13 protein-coding genes are annotated in these 15,836 nt (G+C 66.3%); 4 read left to right on the plus strand and 9 right to left on the minus strand.

The features are described from left to right. Nucleotide 1: 1 nt before the first annotated feature. The 5 genes from ATE70_RS22185 to zwf all read right to left on the minus strand — a co-directional run bounded on the left by ATE70_RS22185 (nucleotide 2) and on the right by zwf (nucleotide 8,279). Nucleotides 2-2,311, minus strand: a complete 2,310-nt coding sequence (locus ATE70_RS22185) for a glycerol-3-phosphate 1-O-acyltransferase (protein ID WP_231740095.1) — start codon at nucleotides 2,309-2,311, stop codon at nucleotides 2-4. Nucleotides 2,312-2,463: 152 nt separating this feature from the next. Further along, nucleotides 2,464-4,056, minus strand: a complete 1,593-nt coding sequence (locus ATE70_RS22190) for an HAD-IB family hydrolase (protein WP_058539723.1) — start codon at nucleotides 4,054-4,056, stop codon at nucleotides 2,464-2,466. 88 nt (nucleotides 4,057-4,144) lie between these two features. Continuing rightward, entirely contained in the window at nucleotides 4,145-4,765 is a 621-nt protein-coding gene (gene eda, locus ATE70_RS22195) for a bifunctional 4-hydroxy-2-oxoglutarate aldolase/2-dehydro-3-deoxy-phosphogluconate aldolase (RefSeq protein ID WP_058539774.1), read from the minus strand. Nucleotides 4,766-4,856: 91 nt separating this feature from the next. Further along, on the minus strand, nucleotides 4,857-6,698 hold the full coding sequence (edd, locus tag ATE70_RS22200) for a phosphogluconate dehydratase (protein WP_058539724.1): 1,842 nt from the start codon (nucleotides 6,696-6,698) through the stop codon (nucleotides 4,857-4,859). Between the two features lie 96 nt (nucleotides 6,699-6,794). After that, on the minus strand, nucleotides 6,795-8,279 hold the full coding sequence (zwf, locus tag ATE70_RS22205) for a glucose-6-phosphate dehydrogenase (RefSeq protein WP_082640002.1): 1,485 nt from the start codon (nucleotides 8,277-8,279) through the stop codon (nucleotides 6,795-6,797). Between the two features lie 103 nt (nucleotides 8,280-8,382). Between zwf and ATE70_RS22210 the strand changes: the two genes are divergently transcribed. After that, the gene (locus ATE70_RS22210) at nucleotides 8,383-9,933 is read left to right on the plus strand and encodes a glycerol-3-phosphate dehydrogenase (RefSeq protein WP_058539725.1); all 1,551 of its coding nucleotides are present in this window, start codon (nucleotides 8,383-8,385) and stop codon (nucleotides 9,931-9,933) included. 9 nt (nucleotides 9,934-9,942) lie between these two features. Here the strand turns inward: ATE70_RS22210 and ATE70_RS22215 are convergent, their stop codons facing one another. Genes ATE70_RS22215 through ATE70_RS22225 form a run of 3 tightly spaced genes read right to left on the minus strand, consistent with a single transcriptional unit; the run spans nucleotide 9,943 to nucleotide 12,858 of the window. After that, entirely contained in the window at nucleotides 9,943-10,605 is a 663-nt protein-coding gene (locus ATE70_RS22215) for an MOSC domain-containing protein (protein ID WP_058539726.1), read from the minus strand. 40 nt (nucleotides 10,606-10,645) lie between these two features. After that, nucleotides 10,646-11,809: an MFS transporter gene (locus ATE70_RS22220; protein WP_058539727.1), complete on the minus strand. Its 1,164-nt coding sequence runs from the start codon at nucleotides 11,807-11,809 to the stop codon at nucleotides 10,646-10,648. A 14-nt stretch (nucleotides 11,810-11,823) separates the two neighbouring features. Next, nucleotides 11,824-12,858 (minus strand): aldo/keto reductase, encoded by a 1,035-nt coding sequence (locus ATE70_RS22225; RefSeq protein ID WP_058539728.1) that lies wholly within the window; start codon nucleotides 12,856-12,858, stop codon nucleotides 11,824-11,826. Between the two features lie 89 nt (nucleotides 12,859-12,947). On the opposite strand from ATE70_RS22225, the gene ATE70_RS22230 reads away from it, so the two are divergent. The 3 genes from ATE70_RS22230 to mobA are packed head-to-tail and all read left to right on the plus strand — an operon-like array spanning nucleotide 12,948 to nucleotide 15,205. Then, on the plus strand, nucleotides 12,948-13,862 hold the full coding sequence (locus ATE70_RS22230) for a LysR family transcriptional regulator (RefSeq protein ID WP_058539729.1): 915 nt from the start codon (nucleotides 12,948-12,950) through the stop codon (nucleotides 13,860-13,862). Between the two features lie 15 nt (nucleotides 13,863-13,877). Continuing rightward, on the plus strand, nucleotides 13,878-14,699 hold the full coding sequence (gene fdhD / locus ATE70_RS22235) for a formate dehydrogenase accessory sulfurtransferase FdhD (protein ID WP_443028829.1): 822 nt from the start codon (nucleotides 13,878-13,880) through the stop codon (nucleotides 14,697-14,699). Then, nucleotides 14,696-15,205: a molybdenum cofactor guanylyltransferase gene (gene mobA / locus ATE70_RS22240; RefSeq protein ID WP_058539731.1), complete on the plus strand. Its 510-nt coding sequence runs from the start codon at nucleotides 14,696-14,698 to the stop codon at nucleotides 15,203-15,205. Before fdhD ends, mobA begins: the two co-directional genes overlap by 4 nt. Here the strand turns inward: mobA and ATE70_RS22245 are convergent. Next, nucleotides 15,200-15,832, minus strand: coding sequence for a DUF1345 domain-containing protein (locus ATE70_RS22245; protein ID WP_058539732.1), 633 nt, complete (start codon nucleotides 15,830-15,832; stop codon nucleotides 15,200-15,202). The two genes, mobA and ATE70_RS22245, sit on opposite strands and share 6 nt — an antisense overlap. Nucleotides 15,833-15,836: the final 4 nt, after the last annotated feature.

Here is a 15,836-nt window from a genome sequence, read left to right on the forward strand (position 1 = left end):
CCTATCCTCCTGAACCGGGCAACCGGTCGGCAAGCGCCACGGTCGAGAGGCGCATCGTTTCCATGACGTTGGCGAGACCGCGCAGTTCCATCAGCAGCGCGCGGCGCGCGGCGAGGTTCGGCGGGGTCGCGTCGGTTGTCAGCCCCATATGGCGCATCAGCGACAGGCCGTTCGCGAAGAGCAATTTCCCGATCGCCGCCTCGCTGCTGATGCGGCGCAACAGCCAGGCCTGTTTGCCTTCGACGAGTGCCGCGTCGAGCAACGCCTGTTCGTCGACGACGTCGCCGGGCTTCGCGCGCGCGAGCAGTTCGGCGACGACCGAATAGGCCTCCGCAAAGGGAAGCAATATCGCGTGACCGACGACCGGCTGACACCGCCGGAGGAGCTGCGCGATGCCGCGATCACCGCTGGCGAGGCGGCGGTCCCACACCGGGTCGATGCGCGTCAGCTCGGCCTCGATCGCGGCAAGATGCTCGCCCCGCGGCGGGTAGAAGAATTCGAATTTGAACAGGTCGCGCAGCCGGTCGATCTTCGCCCAGAAGGCGGCGGTCGCATCGCCGCTGTCGCCGTCGCGCAGCTCGAACAGCGCCAGCTCAATCATCGCGCGATCGAGGAAATGATGCGCGATGATGTTGCGGTAATAGCTCGCCATCGGATGTTTGGCGGGGTCGATCGAATAGACATTCTCGCTGCCCGCCTCGTAGCGCGTCAGCAACCCGCTCGCGACGAGCGTGTCGACCGTCGCCGAGAGCGCAGCATCGTCGCCGCTCTCGAGTTCGCTGCTAAGCCGAATGTCGCGCACCCGCGCCCAGTCGGTCACCGCGCCGATCGCGCCGAGCAGTTCGGCGGCGGTCGCGCCGCGCGGCGCCATGCCGAGCAGGATCAGGCACATCACCGAGGTGACGGTCAGCGGCGTGACGCGATTGGCCTCGACCGCGACGGCAAAGGCGATTGTTTCGAGCGCGCGTTTGTCGTCGGGGGCCGGCGCGGCGTCGATCACCACAGGATTGCCGATGTCGAGCCGGATGCGGCCCGAAGGCTCCTTGAGGCTCTTCATATAGCCGAGGAACCACGACAGGCTCTCGGGCTTCTTGTTCCGGCCGGTCTGTTCGGCGGCATATTCCTCGACGTCGCGGATCAGGTCGAAGCTGGTGACGAAGGGCACGAAATGGACACCGCGCGTCCCGGTCGCGTGCGCGGCGTCGAGGACATATTTCATCAGACCGTATTTGGGCGGCATCAGCTTGCCGAGGCGCGAGCGCGTGCCCTCGAACGCCCAGCTCAGCGGGAAGCGCTTGGCGAGCAGCCACGCGATATAGTGGCGCAGCACGAGCTTGTAGACCGGCTGGTCCTGGAAGCTGCGCCGGATGAAGATCATTCCCGAGCGGCGGAAGAATTCGCCCATGACCGCGAAATCGAGGTTCGCCCCGCCGAAGCTGTGCAGCATCGGCAGGTCGTTCTCATAGGCAAGCCGGCTGGGTGTCGCGCCGTCGATATAGGTTTTGTGCGTGAAGAGGATCGCTGTCGGATGCTCGCGCAGGATCGAACGCAGCTTGGCAAGCTCCGTCGCGTCGATTTCCATTTCGGGCGCATAACCGCCGAACATCATGCGATCGAGCCGGGCGCGCAGGTCGAGGAACAGCGCCGAGGGCCGCGCGATCACTTCCTTCATCAGTGGCCGCGCTTCGCGGAAGAGATCGGCGACCGGGCGCCCGGTCTTCTCTGAAAGCTCGGCGAGCGCGGCGCGGAATTTGGGGCTGGTGCGCAGGCCATCGGCGACGAAACGCGGGACCTTGTAGCGCGTGCCGCGAATACCGCGCTCGGCAACGTCGAGCGCAAGCGCGGCTTGCCGCGCGACGAAGCCCGCAAATTCAGGGCTCTCGGCGCCTTCGCCATCGCCGCCGCCGGTCTGCGCGCAGAAACGGTCGCGCAGCACATCGAGCGTTGCCGCTTCACCGACCAATATCTGGGCGCGGCGACGATCACGAAGCAGGATCAACCGCGACCGCAAAGGACCCGGATGACGCGGATCGCCAAAGATCAGGTGGCGGAATTTGAGCGCGCGCTCCTTGTCGAAACCCGGAATGCGCCACGCGACGCGCAGCGGCACGATCTGCCGCGACGGCGCGCCGCCGAGCCGCGCCCGCAGCACGTCGACGGGCAGCGCATGATCGCCGTCCTCGATGTCGAGGCTCGCCCACGCCGGCTCGTCATCGCCACTCGTCGCATGAATCCAGTCGAGCAACAGACGCTGCTCGACCCCATTGCGCGCGTCGATGATATAGAGCCGGTCGGCCGCCTGCTCCGCCACGATTGGGGTGCGGGGCGTTCCGTCGGCCACCGTTCAATGACGCTCCGCCAAAGACCCGTTCGTGTCGAGCGAAGTCGAGACACCCCGAGAGCAAGCGCCGTCCCGATGGGCATCTCGACTTCGCTCGATGCGAACGGGGAGGAAATGGGCCGTCATGTCTTAGCGGCTTTCCCGACCGCCTTTTTCTTGGGAGCGATTTTCTTGGCAGGTGGCTTCTTTTTGATGGCAGGCTTCTCAGGCGCCTTCTTGGTCGCCTTTTCCGGTTTCGCCTCCGGCGCAGCCTCGGTTGCCACCGATTCCGCCACGCTTTCCTCGGGCTGTCCCAGCGTGCGCAGGAACATGTTCCGCACGTCGCGGACATGCGTATTAATCGTCCGCGGGCTCCACTTCGACGTGTCGACCGGCGGCAGCACGGTGACGCGCACCGTCGCGGGGCGCATGACGAACTCGTTCTTCGGCGCAACGTCGGTAGCATTGTGAATCACGATCGGGACGATCGGCACGCCGGCCTGCATCGCCAGATGGAACGCACCCTTTTTGAACGGCTCGAGTTTCGGCGTCAGGCTGCGCGTGCCCTCGGGCGAGATGCATATCGACTTGCCTTCGACCTTGATCGCATCGACCAGCGGCTCCATTGCCTTGATCGCGCTCTTGCCGTCGGCGCGGTCGACGAAGACGGTGCCGCCCCATTCCATCAGCTTGCCGAGGATGGGGATGTCCTTGATCTCTTTCTTGCCCACCCCGCCCATGTCGCGGCGGATGAGCTTGGCGAGGATCATCACGTCCGCCTTGCTCTGATGGTTGAAGATGAAGACGCACGGGCGCGAGGACCAGAGATGCTTCTCGTCCTCGACCTCCAGCTCGACCCCGGTGATCGCGGTCGCGAAATCGCCGAACAGCCCGATCGAGAAATTCGCCGCCTCTCGCTGCGAGCGTGTCAGCGCCCAGATCGGCAGTCCCGCGGCAAAGGCGCCGACGAGCGAGCCGGTGGCGTAGATGGTACGGGTATAATCGACCCAGCTCGGCGTCCCGCGGCTCGCGAAGCGCTGGACCGGCCAGCCATGCTCGTCGGCGATTGCCTTGAGCTTCAGGTTCGGGTTGAGCGGCCGGGGTTTGCCAACGCGTTCGAGCAGTTCGATATCGTCGTCGCTGTCCGAATAGAAAAAGCTGTTGTCGAGATCGAGGCCATATTCGGCGGCGAGTTCCTCGGCCGCGAGCACCTTCCCTTCGCCGAAACACAAGGGCCGGATGATCTCGCCGGTGAAGACGCCGTCCTCGATCTCATAGGCCGAGCATTTGATGTCGGTGATGCCAAGGTCGCGCGCGGTCGGTTCGATCTGGTAGATCGTTGCCGACGAGATGATCGCGACGCGGTGACCTTTTGCCTGATGCGCCTCGATGATCGCGCGCGTCTCGGGATAGATTTTGCGCGCGATATGCTTTTTGTAGAGTTCCTCGCCGAATTCGATAAAGCTCTCTTCCTCGACGCCCTTCATGAATTTGGCGGCGCCCGACATCAGCCCCGAAAAACCGATGGTGCCGAGACTATGCTGCGCGACGACCTGCGCGGTCTCGGCGATTTCCTCCATCGACATTTCGCGGCGCTGGAATTTCTCGCGCAACATCGCGGTCGCCGAGTAGCCCGAGATGATCGTGCCGTCGAAATCGAACAGCGCGGCGATATGCGGTCCGGGTTCGGACGCCAGGACTTCTTCCAAATGCGGCTGCGGCCTCGGCACGCGCATCTCCCCACCAAGCGGCTATATTGCCGCCTTTCTCTGCACGATGGCAGTAAAGATGGCGTTTATCAATGCGCCCAATTCGTGGTCCGGGTTAGGATGCGAGGGCTGCAGCCTCGCGCGCCAGTGCTTCGATCCGCGCGGGGTCGAGCGGGCCCGACGGCACGACCCAGCTGCCGCCGACGCACAGCACCGGCCCCAGCGCGAGCCACTCGGGCGCGGTCGCGGCGCTGATCCCGCCGGTTGGGCAGAAATTGATCCCGCCGAACGGCCCCGCGAGCGCCTTCAGCGCCGGGATCCCGCCGCTCGTCGCCGCGGGAAAGAATTTGAAACTGTCGAGCCCGAGGTCGAGCCCCGCCATGATGTTCGACGCATTGGCGACCCCGGGCAGGAAGGGGACACCGCTCGCCACCGCCGCTTCGCCAAGGCTGTCGGTGAGGCCCGGCGAGACGATGAATTCGGAGCCCGCATCGAGGGCGTCCTTCAGCATCCGAGTGTTGAGTACCGTCCCGGCGCCGACCACAGCGCCCGGCACCTTCTTCATCGCCGCAATGGCATCGAGCGCGGCCGGCGTGCGCATCGTCACTTCGAGCACCTTGAGCCCCCCCGCGACGAGCGCCTCGGCCATCGGCACCGCATCCTCGACGCGGTCGATGACGATCACGGGGATGACGGGCGCGAGGCGCATGATCTGGTCGATGCTTTTGTCGGTCATTTCAATTCCTTCGTCGCCCCCGCGAAGGCGGGTGCCGCTATCAGTGTTGCGCATGGTTGCCAGCGGCCCCCGCCTTCGCGGGGGCGACGAGCTAGATTACCGTTTCCATCGCCGCCAAAACAGCCGATCCGCCCTTTTCGGCTTCGTCGGCGTGATGGCGGAATAGGGCGAACAGTTCGCGGCCGACACCCAGCGCCGGCGGCGGCGCGACGGCGGGACTGCGCGCGGCCCAGATATCAGGATCGACGAGCGCGAGCACCTCGCCCTTGCGCGCGCAAACGCGGACAATGTCGCCATCGACGAGGAAGGCGAGCGGGCCGCTGACGCCGTCGATGCCGGGCAAGGCTTCGGGCGAGAGGTGGATCACCGCGGGGACCTTGCCGCTCGCGCCCGACATGCGGCCGTCGGTGAGCAGCGCGACGCGGAAGCCGCGATCCTGGAGCACGCCCAATGCCGGGGTGAGCTTGTGCAGTTCGGGCATGCCATTGGCGCGCGGGCCCTGGAAGCGCACGACGACGATGACGTCGCGTTCGAGTTCGCCCGCCTTGAACGCGGTCAGCACCGCGTCCTGCGTGTCGAAGATCCGGCACGGCGCCTCGATCGTCCAGCGATCCTCGGCAACCGCGCTGGTCTTGATAATCGCGCGGCCGAGATTGCCCGCGAGCAGACGCATCCCGCCGTCGGGAGAAAAAGGCGCCGCAGCGGGGCGCAGCATGGTGTCGTCGCGGCTCTCGGCGGGCGCCGCCTGCCAGTGAAGTTCGTCGTTTACCAGCACCGGCTCCGATGCATAGTCGGCCATCGTCCCGCCAACCGTCAGCACGTCGCCATGAAGCAAGCCCGCGCCGAGCAGTTCGCGCACGACATAGCCGATGCCGCCCGCGGCGTGGAAATTGTTCACATCGCCCGCGCCGTTCGGATAGACGCGCGCGAGCAGCGGCACCGCGTGACTGAGCTCGTCGAAATCCTGCCAGTCGATGATGATCCCGGCCGCGCGCGCGATCGCGGGCAGGTGGATCGCATGGTTGGTCGAGCCGCCCGTGGCGAGCAGCCCGATCGCGGCGTTGACGATCGCTTTCTCGTCGACGCAGTGCGCCAGCGGGCGATAATCGTCACCGTCCCAGCCGATCTGCGCGACGCGATGCGTCGCGGCACGCGTCAGTTCCTGGCGCAGCTTGGTGCCGGGGTTGGTGAAGGCGCTGCCGGGAACATGGAGCCCCATCAGCTCCATCATCATCTGGTTGCTGTTCGCGGTGCCGTAGAAGGTGCAGGTGCCGGCGCCATGATAGCTCGCCGCTTCGGCTTCGAGCAGTTCGTCGCGGGTCGCCTTGCCCTCGGCATAAAGCTGGCGGACGCGCTGCTTTTCCTTGTTCGCGAGCCCCGAGGGCATCGGGCCCGCGGGGATCAGGATTTGCGGCAGATGGCCGAAGCGCAGCGCGCCGATCAGCAGGCCGGGAACGATCTTGTCGCAGATGCCGAGGAGCAGCGCGCTCTCGAACATCGCGTGGCTCAGCGCGATCACCGTGCCCTGCGCGATATTGTCGCGGCTGAACAGCGACAGGTCCATACCCGCCTGCCCTTGCGTCACCCCGTCGCACATTGCGGGAACGCCGCCCGCGACCTGCGCGGTCGCGCCGACTTCGCGCGCAAAAAGTTTGATCTGCTCGGGATAGCGGCCGTACGGCTGATGCGCCGAGAGCATGTCGTTATAGCTGGTGACGATGCCGATGTTCATTTCGGCGCCCGACCGGATCGCGGGCTTGTCCTCGCCCGACGCGGCAAAGCCATGCGCAAGATTGCCGCACGACAGGTTGCCGCGATTGGTGCCGGCTTCGCGCTGGCGGTCCATCAGGTCGAGATAAGCGGCGCGGCGCGGCGCGCTGCGTTCGATGATGCGGTCTGTGACCGCGGCGATGGTAGGGTGGAGATCAGTCATAAAATTTCCTCGTCGCCCCCGCGAAGGCGGGGGCCGCTATCGGCGCAGCGCAAGGTTGCCAGCGGCCCCTGCCTTCGCAGGGGCGACGTGTTTTCCTCAATCATGCCAACTCGCTCCGTCGCGTTCGATCAGCGCGATGGCGCTCGACGGGCCCCAGCTGCCCGCGGTGTAATTCTGCGGCGCCATATCGACCTCCGCCCAGGCATCGCGGATCGAATCGATCCACTGCCACTGCGCCTCGACCTCGTCGCGGCGGACGAACAAAGTCTGGTCGCCCTCGATGAAATCGAGCAGCAGACGTTCGTAGGCGATGCGCCGCCGCTCGCCGGCGAAGCTGTGCGAGAGCGAGACGTCCATCGTCACCTCTTTGAGCTTCACGCCGTCGCGGTCGAGGCCGGGCTGTTTCGCCATCACCTTGACCCGGATATTTTCCTCGGGCTGCAGGTTGATGATCATGCTGTTCGCATCGAGCTTGCCCGCGCCGACGCGCGCGAAGATATTGTGCGGCACCGGCTTGAACTGGATCAGCACCTCCGACTTGCGCTGCGGCATGCGTTTGCCGGTGCGCAGATAGAAGGGCACGCCCTTCCAGCGCCAATTGTCGATATAGGCTTTGAGCGCGACGAAGGTTTCGGTGTTCGACGGGTTGCCGAGTTCGTCGGCATAGCCCGCGACCGCGCCGCCATTGACCGCGCCGCTGGTGTACTGACCCTTGACGCTGTGCGCTTTGACGTCGGCGGCGGTCATCTTGCGCAAGCTGCGCAGCAGTTTGACCTTCTCGTCGCGCACCGCGGTCGACGACACGCTCGACGGCGGCTCCATCGCGATGATCGCGAGCAATTGCAGCATATGGTTCTGCACCATGTCCTTGAGCGCGCCGACCCCGTCATAATAGGAAACGCGGCCTTCGAGCCCGACGGTTTCGGCGACGGTGATCTGGACATGGTCGATCGCCTGCGCGTTCCAGAGCGGCTCGAACAACATGTTGGCAAAGCGCAGCGCCAGCAGGTTCTGCACCGTTTCCTTGCCGAGATAATGGTCGATGCGGAACACGCGGTCCTCGGCAAAGGCGTCGCCGACCTGCGCATTCACGTCGCGCGACGAGGCGAGATCGTGGCCGATCGGCTTTTCCATCGCGATGCGGCATTCGGCGCAGGCGATGCCGGCGGCCTTGAGCCCCTGTGCGATCGGACCGAACATCGATGGCGGGGTCGAGAGATAGACGCCGATGGGGCGGCCCATGCGGTCGCCGAGTAGCGCCGCAAGTTCGTCATAACCCGTGCCGGCGCCGGCATCGATCGCGCAATAATCGATGCGGTCGAGGAAGGCGGCGACACCCGCATCCTCGATACGGTCGGCGGGCAGATGCTCGGTGAGCGCATCGCGGACCTGCGCCTGAAACGCTGCACGATCCATTTTCGAGCGCCCCGATCCGATGATCGTCAGCGCGCCGGCAAGCAGCCCGTCGAGGTGGAGATTGTAGAGCGAGGGAAAGAGCATGCGCTGCGCCAGGTCGCCCGTCGCGCCGAACAGCACCAATGTTTCGACTTTCACGCTCACAATCGTCCCCTTGGATAACATGAAAAGAATTGGGCGATACACGAAGCGAATGCAACGCGCATACGTAGGCCGCATACGATGTCGGCACTTGGCAAATCCGACAACGCTGCCATAGGAATTCGCCATGGCCGACAGCCCTGCCCCTTATGATGTCATCGTCGTCGGCGGCGGGGTCAATGGCGCGGGTGTGGCGCGCGATGCCGCGGGGCGCGGCGCGCGCGTGCTGCTGCTCGAAGCGGGTGACCTCGCCGAGGGCACGTCGTCGAAATCGACCAAGCTGATTCACGGCGGACTGCGTTACCTCGAACATTATGAATTCCGGCTCGTCCGCGAAGCGCTGAAGGAACGCGAAATACTGTGGGGCATCGCGCCGCACATCATCCGCCCACTGCGCTTTGTCCTGCCGCATCGGCCGGGGCTGCGGCCACGCTGGCTGCTGCGGCTCGGGCTGTTTCTCTACGACCATATCGGCGGGCGCAAGAAACTGCCCGCGACGCGCTCGATCGACCTGCGCCGTCATACCGCGGGCGGGCCGCTGCAACCGCAATATGTCCACGGCTTCGAATATTCGGACGGCTGGGCCGACGATGCGCGGCTGGTCGCGCTCAACGCGCGCGATGCCGCCGACCGCGGAGCGCGCGTTCGCACGCGGACGCGCGCCGAAATGCTGCGCTGCGAGGATGACTTGTGGGTCGTCGACGCGCGCGACGATCAGGGCCACCAATATCGCTTCACCGGCCGGAGCGTCGTGAATGCGGCGGGCCCCGCGGTGCTCGACCTTCTCAAACGCGCCGACGCCGAACCCGACCATCAGATGCGGTTGGTGCGCGGTTCGCATATCGTCGTGCGCAAGGTCTTCGAGCATGACTATGCCTATTTCTTCCAGCTTCCCGACGGCCGCATCTTCTTCGCCATTCCTTATGAGCGCGACTTCACGCTGATCGGGACGACCGATCAGGACCATGACGGGCCGGCGAGCGAGGCGAAGGCGAGCGACGAGGAAATCGCCTATCTGTGCGAAGGCGCGAGCCTCTATTTCCGCACGCCCGTCACCCCCGCCGATGTCGTCTGGACCTATTCGGGCGTCCGACCGCTGATCGAGGATGGATCGGGCCGCCCCGAGGCGGCAACGCGCGGATACCGCATCGACCTCGACCTCGCCGAAGGTGCGCCGCTGCTCACCATCTATGGCGGCAAGATCACAAGCTATCGCCACGTCGCCGAAGCCGCGGTCGACGAGCTTGCCGATCATGTTCCGGCGCTGTCGTCCAAGCACTGGACCGCCAAGGCGCCGCTTCCCGGCGGCGATTTTCCGACGAATGGCGTGGCGGCGCTCAAGGCAGAATATAGGCTTTCCTATCCCTTCCTGACGGCGGCGACGGTCGACCGCATCACCCGCGCCTATGGCACTGATGCGCAGTCGTGGCTCGCCCAGGCCGAAGGTTGGGACGCACTCGGCGGCGAGATCGCGCATGGGCTCAGCGTGGCGGAACTGCGCTGGATGGCGATGCGCGAATGGGCGCGCACCACCGACGATGTCCTTTGGCGGCGCAGCAAGCTGGGGCTGCATTTCACACCCGCGGAAACCGAGCGTCTTGCGGTTCATGTCGAACGCCTCGCTGGCGAAGCGCGGCAGTCGGACGTCGAATTTTTCGACGACGAGCGGACCCGCTAGATCCTGACCCTAATCTGCGCCGAACTGCTCGGCGAGCTTGGCGCGCCTTACCTTCCACGTTTCGGCGAGCACAGGCACGTCGCGGAGCGCGCGCAGGTCCGCCGGGCGATCCTTCGCCTCACCGCCGATCAGCAAGGCGAACAGCGATGCCAGCGGCCATTCGGGATAAGGCCGCTCGACGAGGTCGAGCGCGTCGCCCGCACGCACCTGACCGGGTTCGAGCACGCGGTAATACCAGCCCGTCCGCCGCGTCTTGACCACCTGCGCCATCACGCCCTTGGCCTGAAAGCGATGATCGAGTTTCCAGCACGGCTGGCGCGCCTGCGTCACTTCGACGAGCGCGGTGCCGAGGCGGAAGCGGTCGCCGAGGAAGACGTTCCGCTCGTCGAGACCGGCGGTCGAGATATTCTCGCCGAACGCGCCCGGTGCATCGAGCAACGGCGCATCGTCCAGATACCCCCGCCACCAATCATAATGATCGGCGGGGTAGTGATGGATCGCCTTGTCGATGCCGCCATGCACCGTCCGGTCGGCCTGCTCGTCGCCGGCAAGGCCCATCGGACCGACGGCGACCACGTCCGCCACCGGCAGCTTGCCGATGGCGCTCGGTTCATCGTCGCCGCGGAAGGGGCGGACCTTGCCAAGCAGGACGGCGAGAATTTCGGCTTTCATACCCGCGATGGCATAAGCTCCGCCACCGAAATGGCAATCGTCAGGCTTGCGCGAGCACCGGGGCAGCGCGCTGGCGCGATGCCAGCACGATCGCGAGACCGGCAACCGCCATCACCGCGCCCGCAATCGACACCGCCGGAAAACCGAGACCGAGCCCGATCACCCCGCCGCCGACCGCCGCGCCGATGGCATTGCCGAGGTTGAACGCGCCGATATTGACCGCCGAGGCGAGGTTTGGCGCGTCGGAGGCCGCCTCCATCACGCGCATCTGGAGCGGCGGGACGATGGCGAAGGTCGCGACGCCCCACAGGAAGATCGTAACCCCGGCCGCGATTGGCGAATACATTGTGACAGCAAACAGGATCAGCATCGCCGCAAGCCCGGTCAGCGAGACGATCAGGGTGCGGTCGATCGAACGGTCGGCAAAGATGCCGCCGAGCCAGTTGCCGGCGGTGAGGCCGAGGCCGTAAATCACCAGCATCGCGGTCACGAACAACGTCCCTGCCCCCGTCGCTTCCTTCAGGATCGGCGCGATATAGGTGAAGACGGTGAACATCGCGGCCGATCCGATCGCGGTGAGCGCCAATGCGACCAGCACCTCGCGGCGCTTCAGCACACCCAGCTCGGCGAGCATGTTGCCGCCTTCGGCGCGCGGGATGTCGGGAAGCGCGAAACGGAGCGCGGCCATGGTGAAGAGGCCCCATATCGCGATCGCGCCGAACGCGGTGCGCCAGCCGAACGCCTCGCCGACCCACGGCGCGAGCGGCACGCCGATGACATTGGCGAGCGTCAGCCCCATGAACATCGCCGCGACCGCGCTCGCGCGCTTTTCGGGCGCGACGAGGCTCGCCGCGACAACCGATCCGACGCCGAAGAAGGCGCCGTGGTTGAGCGAGGTGATCACGCGCGCGACCATGAGCGTCGTGTAATCGCCCGCAATCGCCGACAGGAAATTGCCGAGCGTGAAGATCGCCATCAGGCCGATCAGCAAGGTGCGGCGGTTCATCTTTGCGGTGGTGAGCGTCATCAGCGGCGCGCCGATCAGCACGCCGAGCGCATAGGCCGACACGAGCAGCCCGGCGGCGGGGATCGAAACCCCCAGCCCTTCGGCCATGTCGGGGAGCAAACCCATCGGGGCGAATTCGGTGATGCCGATGCCGAAGGCGCCGGTCGCGAGCGCCAGTAGCGGGAAGTTGATTTTCATGGGAGAGTATCCTGTCAGACGAGCGGCGGGTTCAGCCGGGCGAAACCCGCCTGCTGCCGATAGGGGGTGTGGGGATAGGGCGGCAGGACGTCGCTCGCCGCGTCGAGCACGGCGATTTGGTCTGCGGTCAGCGCCCAGCCGACGGCTCCAAGATTCTGGCGCAGTTGTTCCTCATTGCGCGCGCCGATGATCACCGACGACACGGTGGGGCGCCGGAGCAGCCAGTTGAGCGCGATCTGCGGCACCGTCTTGCCGGTTTCGGCGGCGACGGCTTCGAGCGCGTCGATCACGCGGTAGAGCATCTCTTCGGCGACGGGCGGCGCGAATTGCTCGGTTTCGTGCAGGCGGCTGCCCGCGGGAATCGGGCGGTCGCGCCCGATCTTGCCGGTCAGGCGGCCCCAGCCGAGCGGGCTCCACACCAGCGCGCCGATGCCCTGATCGGCGGCGAGCGGCATCAAATCGGCCTCATAGGCGCGCCCGATCAGCGAATAATAGACCTGGTGCGCGACGAAGCGCGGCGTGCCGAGGCGGTCGGCGGCGGCCTGCGCCTTCATCAACTGCCAGCCGGGATAGTTGGAAACGCCGGCGTAGCGCAGCTTGCCCGCGGCGATCAGCGTAGCGAGCGTGCCAATCAGTTCGTCGACCGGGGTCGAGGCGTCGAACGCGTGGAGTTGCAGCAGGTCGATATGGTCGGTGCCGAGCCGCCGCAGCGCATCTTCGACCGCGCGGATCAGACGGCTGCGCGAGGCGCCCCAATCCTGCGGCCCGTCGCCCATCGGCAGCCCGGTCTTGGTCGAGATGAGCACTGCGCCGCGGCGACCCTTGATCGCTTCGCCCAAAATCTCTTCGGACGCGCCGGTCGAATAGACGTCGGCGGTGTCGAACAGGGTGACCCCGGCATCGAGGCTGATGTCGATCAGGCGCCGCGCCTCGGCGGCGTCGCTCGTGCCCCACGCGCTGAACAGCGGCCCCTGGCCGCCGAACGTCCCGGTCCCGAAACTCAACGCCGGAACGCGAAGCCCCGACGATCCCAATTGCCGATATTCCATGATCCTGCCCTTTCGATTACGTGTCGTACGCATAGATGGACTCGAGATGACAGGCGCAGTAGCGTCCACGGGAGCCAAGGATTTTTGAAATGAACGCAAAGATGGACGGTAGTGGCGATCGCGCGCGATCGATGGAGGTCTTCGCCGCTACCGTCGCGGAGGGCAGCTTTTCCGCCGCCGGCCGCTGCCTTGGCCTCACGCCGTCGGCGGTCAGCCGCACGATCGACCGGATCGAGACGCGGCTCGGCGTGCGCCTGCTGCTGCGCTCGACCCGCGCGCTCGCGCTGACCGCCGAGGGCGAGGCCTATCTGCGCGCCGCGCGGCGCATCCTCGCCGACCTCGACGATGCCGAGCAGGTCATCGCCGATCAGGGCGCCCCGCGCGGGCGGCTGCGCGTCAGCGCGGCGCAGGCGCACGGGCGGCTGACCATCGTGCCCTTGCTCGGCGACTTCGTGCGCCTGCACCCGCACATCCTCGTCGACATCAGCCTTGCCGACCGGCTCATCGACATTTCCGCCGGTCAGGCCGACGTCGCGATCCGTTTCGGCCCGCTGGCCGACAGCCCACTCACCGCGCGCAAGCTGGGCGAAAGCCGCCGCGTCATCATCGCTTCGCCCGCCTATCTCGCTGCGCACGGCACGCCGCGCGTGCCCGAGGATCTGCACGGCCATAATTGCCTGAACTTCAATTTCCGCCGCGCCGAGCCGACCTGGCCCTTCCGCGACGGCGACCGCGAATTCACGTTATCGGTGCAGGGCAATATCGAGGCGAACAATGGCGAGACGCTGGGACAGCTTGCGGCGGCCGGCGTCGGCATCGCGCGCGTCGGCGCGTTCAGCATCGCCGACCAGATCGCGAGCGGCGCGCTCGTCCCGATATTGGAGGACTATAATCCGGGCGATATCGAGGCGATCCACGCGGTGTTTGCTGGCGGCGCGAACACCCCGGCGCGGGTGCGCGTATTCGTCGACTTCCTCGCCGAACGGCTCGGCCGTGCCGGTTGAGACAGGCGAGCGCGGATGCGGTACGGTGTGCCGATGAATCAGGAAATGATCGACCTTCCCGTCCGCCGCCTCGGTCTCGCCGAGCCCGGCGATGCGGCGCTGACCCGCAGCATCGCCATCGAGGCGCCGGTTTCGGTCGAGGTCGGCGGCATTGCCTATGCCGTGATGATGGCGACCCCGGCCGATCTTGAAGATTATGCGATTGGCTTTGCGCTTGGCGAGGGTCTGATCGAAACCCCGGGTCAGATCGGACGGATCGATGTGCAACCGATCGAAGGCGGTTGGGCGCTGCGCATCTGGCTACCTCCCGAACGCAACGCGCTCGCGCTCGAACGCGCGCGCAAGCGCGTGAGCGAGAGCAGCTGCGGGCTGTGCGGGATCGAGAATATCGAAGAGGTGTTGCGGCCGCTGCCGCCCGTGACCGCGCGCATCAGGGCCGATCGCACCGCCATCGCGGCGGCGCTCGCGGCGCTGCACGATCATCAGCCGCTCGGCCGCGCAACGGGTGCCGTCCATGCCGCTGCCTTCTGCTCGCCCGCGGGTGCCATCCTGCTCGCACGCGAGGATGTCGGGCGGCACAATGCGCTCGACAAGCTGATCGGCGCGCTGGCACGCGCGGGTATCGATCCCGCCTCCGGCTTTATCCTGTTGTCGGCGCGGTGCAGCTATGAGCTGGTCGAAAAGACGGTGCGCGCGGGTTGTCCGATGCTTGTCACCATTTCGGCGCCGACGAGCCTCGCCGCGACACGCGCGGTGCAGGCGGGGCTGACGCTCGTGACGCTGGCGCGGGCGGATTCGGCGCTGGTTGTCAGCGATCCGCACGGAATGATCGCATGACGACGCTCGGCGCGGTGCTCGCAGGCGGGCGGTCGAGCCGCTTCGGGTCGGACAAGGCGCTCGCGATGCTCGATGGGCGCACCTTGCTCGACCATGCGCTGGCGGCGCTGCGTCCGCACTGCGATGCGGTGATCGTTGTCGGCAGGGGCGAGATCGCCGACTGGCCGCGCGCCGACATGGGGCCGCTCGGCGGGGTTGCGGGGGCGTTGATCCACGCGGCGGATGAGGGCTTCGATCAGGTGCTGACCGCGCCGGTCGATTGCGTGCGCCTGCCGGGCGATCTGCGTGCGTTGCTGGAGCCCGCGCCGGCCTTTCTGGAGACGCAGCCGGTGATCGGGTTGTGGCCAGTCGCGGCGCTGCGCGACCTTCGGTCTATGCTGGAAGATGCGGACGATCTGGCGGTCAAAGCCTTCGCCCGGCGGATCGGCGCGCGACCGGTGACGAGCGATTTCGTGCCGCCGAACATCAACAGCGCCGCCGACCTCGACCGGCTGGCGGGATCATGATCCGCCGATGGCGTTCACGGTGAACGCCAATATGCCCATGTTGAAGATGAACGCCGCCATGCAGTGGCCGAGCACGACGCGGCGCATATGCGCGCCCGATATGGTGACGTCCGACGTCTGGAAGGTCATGCCGAGCGTGAAGGCGAAATAGAGGAAGTCCCAGTAACCGGGTTCGTGCACGCCGGGTACCTCGATCCCGCGCTGGTCACGCCCGTCCTTTTGCAGATAATAGAGATGCGCATAGTGGAGGGTGAACACAATGTTCGCGAAGAGCCATGCGAGCGCGAGCGTCGCGATGATCAGTATGACGTCGCAGCGGCCCAGCTTGCCCGGGCTCGCGATCAGCGTCCCCACCGCGAACAGGATGACGAGCGACAGCAGCACGGTGATCGCGAGCAGGCCGATGCGGTTCGCGTCATTGAATTCGGCGCGGCGACGCATCTGATCGGCGTCGGCGCGGAAGAGCGGCACCACGGTGCAAAGAAAGACAAAGGCGGCAACGTCGAAGCCGATCAGGAACGCGGCGCGCGGATCGATGTCCGATGCGAGCGCCGCTCCCATCGCGGCGACCAGCACGAACGGAAAGATCAGGAAACGGACGGGCGCGATATGTTTGCCGACGGCCATCGGC

The sequence above is a fragment of the Sphingopyxis sp. H053 genome, from assembly GCF_001468225.1.
GTDB lineage: Bacteria > Pseudomonadota > Alphaproteobacteria > Sphingomonadales > Sphingomonadaceae > Sphingopyxis.

Excerpts from the sequence above, each read along its gene's own strand:
- ATE70_RS22190 (WP_058539723.1), bottom strand. The coding sequence starts at position 4,056 with ATGCGCGTGCCGAGGCCGCAGCCGCATTTGGAAGAAGTCCTGGCGTCC.
- eda (WP_058539774.1), bottom strand. The coding sequence starts at position 4,765 with ATGACCGACAAAAGCATCGACCAGATCATGCGCCTCGCGCCCGTCATC.
- edd (WP_058539724.1), bottom strand. The coding sequence starts at position 6,698 with ATGACTGATCTCCACCCTACCATCGCCGCGGTCACAGACCGCATCATC.
- zwf (WP_082640002.1), bottom strand. The coding sequence starts at position 8,279 with ATGTTATCCAAGGGGACGATTGTGAGCGTGAAAGTCGAAACATTGGTG.
- ATE70_RS22210 (WP_058539725.1), top strand. The coding sequence starts at position 8,383 with ATGGCCGACAGCCCTGCCCCTTATGATGTCATCGTCGTCGGCGGCGGG.
- ATE70_RS22215 (WP_058539726.1), bottom strand. The coding sequence starts at position 10,605 with ATGAAAGCCGAAATTCTCGCCGTCCTGCTTGGCAAGGTCCGCCCCTTC.
- ATE70_RS22220 (WP_058539727.1), bottom strand. The coding sequence starts at position 11,809 with ATGAAAATCAACTTCCCGCTACTGGCGCTCGCGACCGGCGCCTTCGGC.
- ATE70_RS22225 (WP_058539728.1), bottom strand. The coding sequence starts at position 12,858 with ATGGAATATCGGCAATTGGGATCGTCGGGGCTTCGCGTTCCGGCGTTG.
- ATE70_RS22230 (WP_058539729.1), top strand. The coding sequence starts at position 12,948 with ATGAACGCAAAGATGGACGGTAGTGGCGATCGCGCGCGATCGATGGAG.
- fdhD (WP_443028829.1), top strand. The coding sequence starts at position 13,878 with ATGCGGTACGGTGTGCCGATGAATCAGGAAATGATCGACCTTCCCGTC.
- mobA (WP_058539731.1), top strand. The coding sequence starts at position 14,696 with ATGACGACGCTCGGCGCGGTGCTCGCAGGCGGGCGGTCGAGCCGCTTC.
- ATE70_RS22245 (WP_058539732.1), bottom strand. The coding sequence starts at position 15,832 with ATGGCCGTCGGCAAACATATCGCGCCCGTCCGTTTCCTGATCTTTCCG.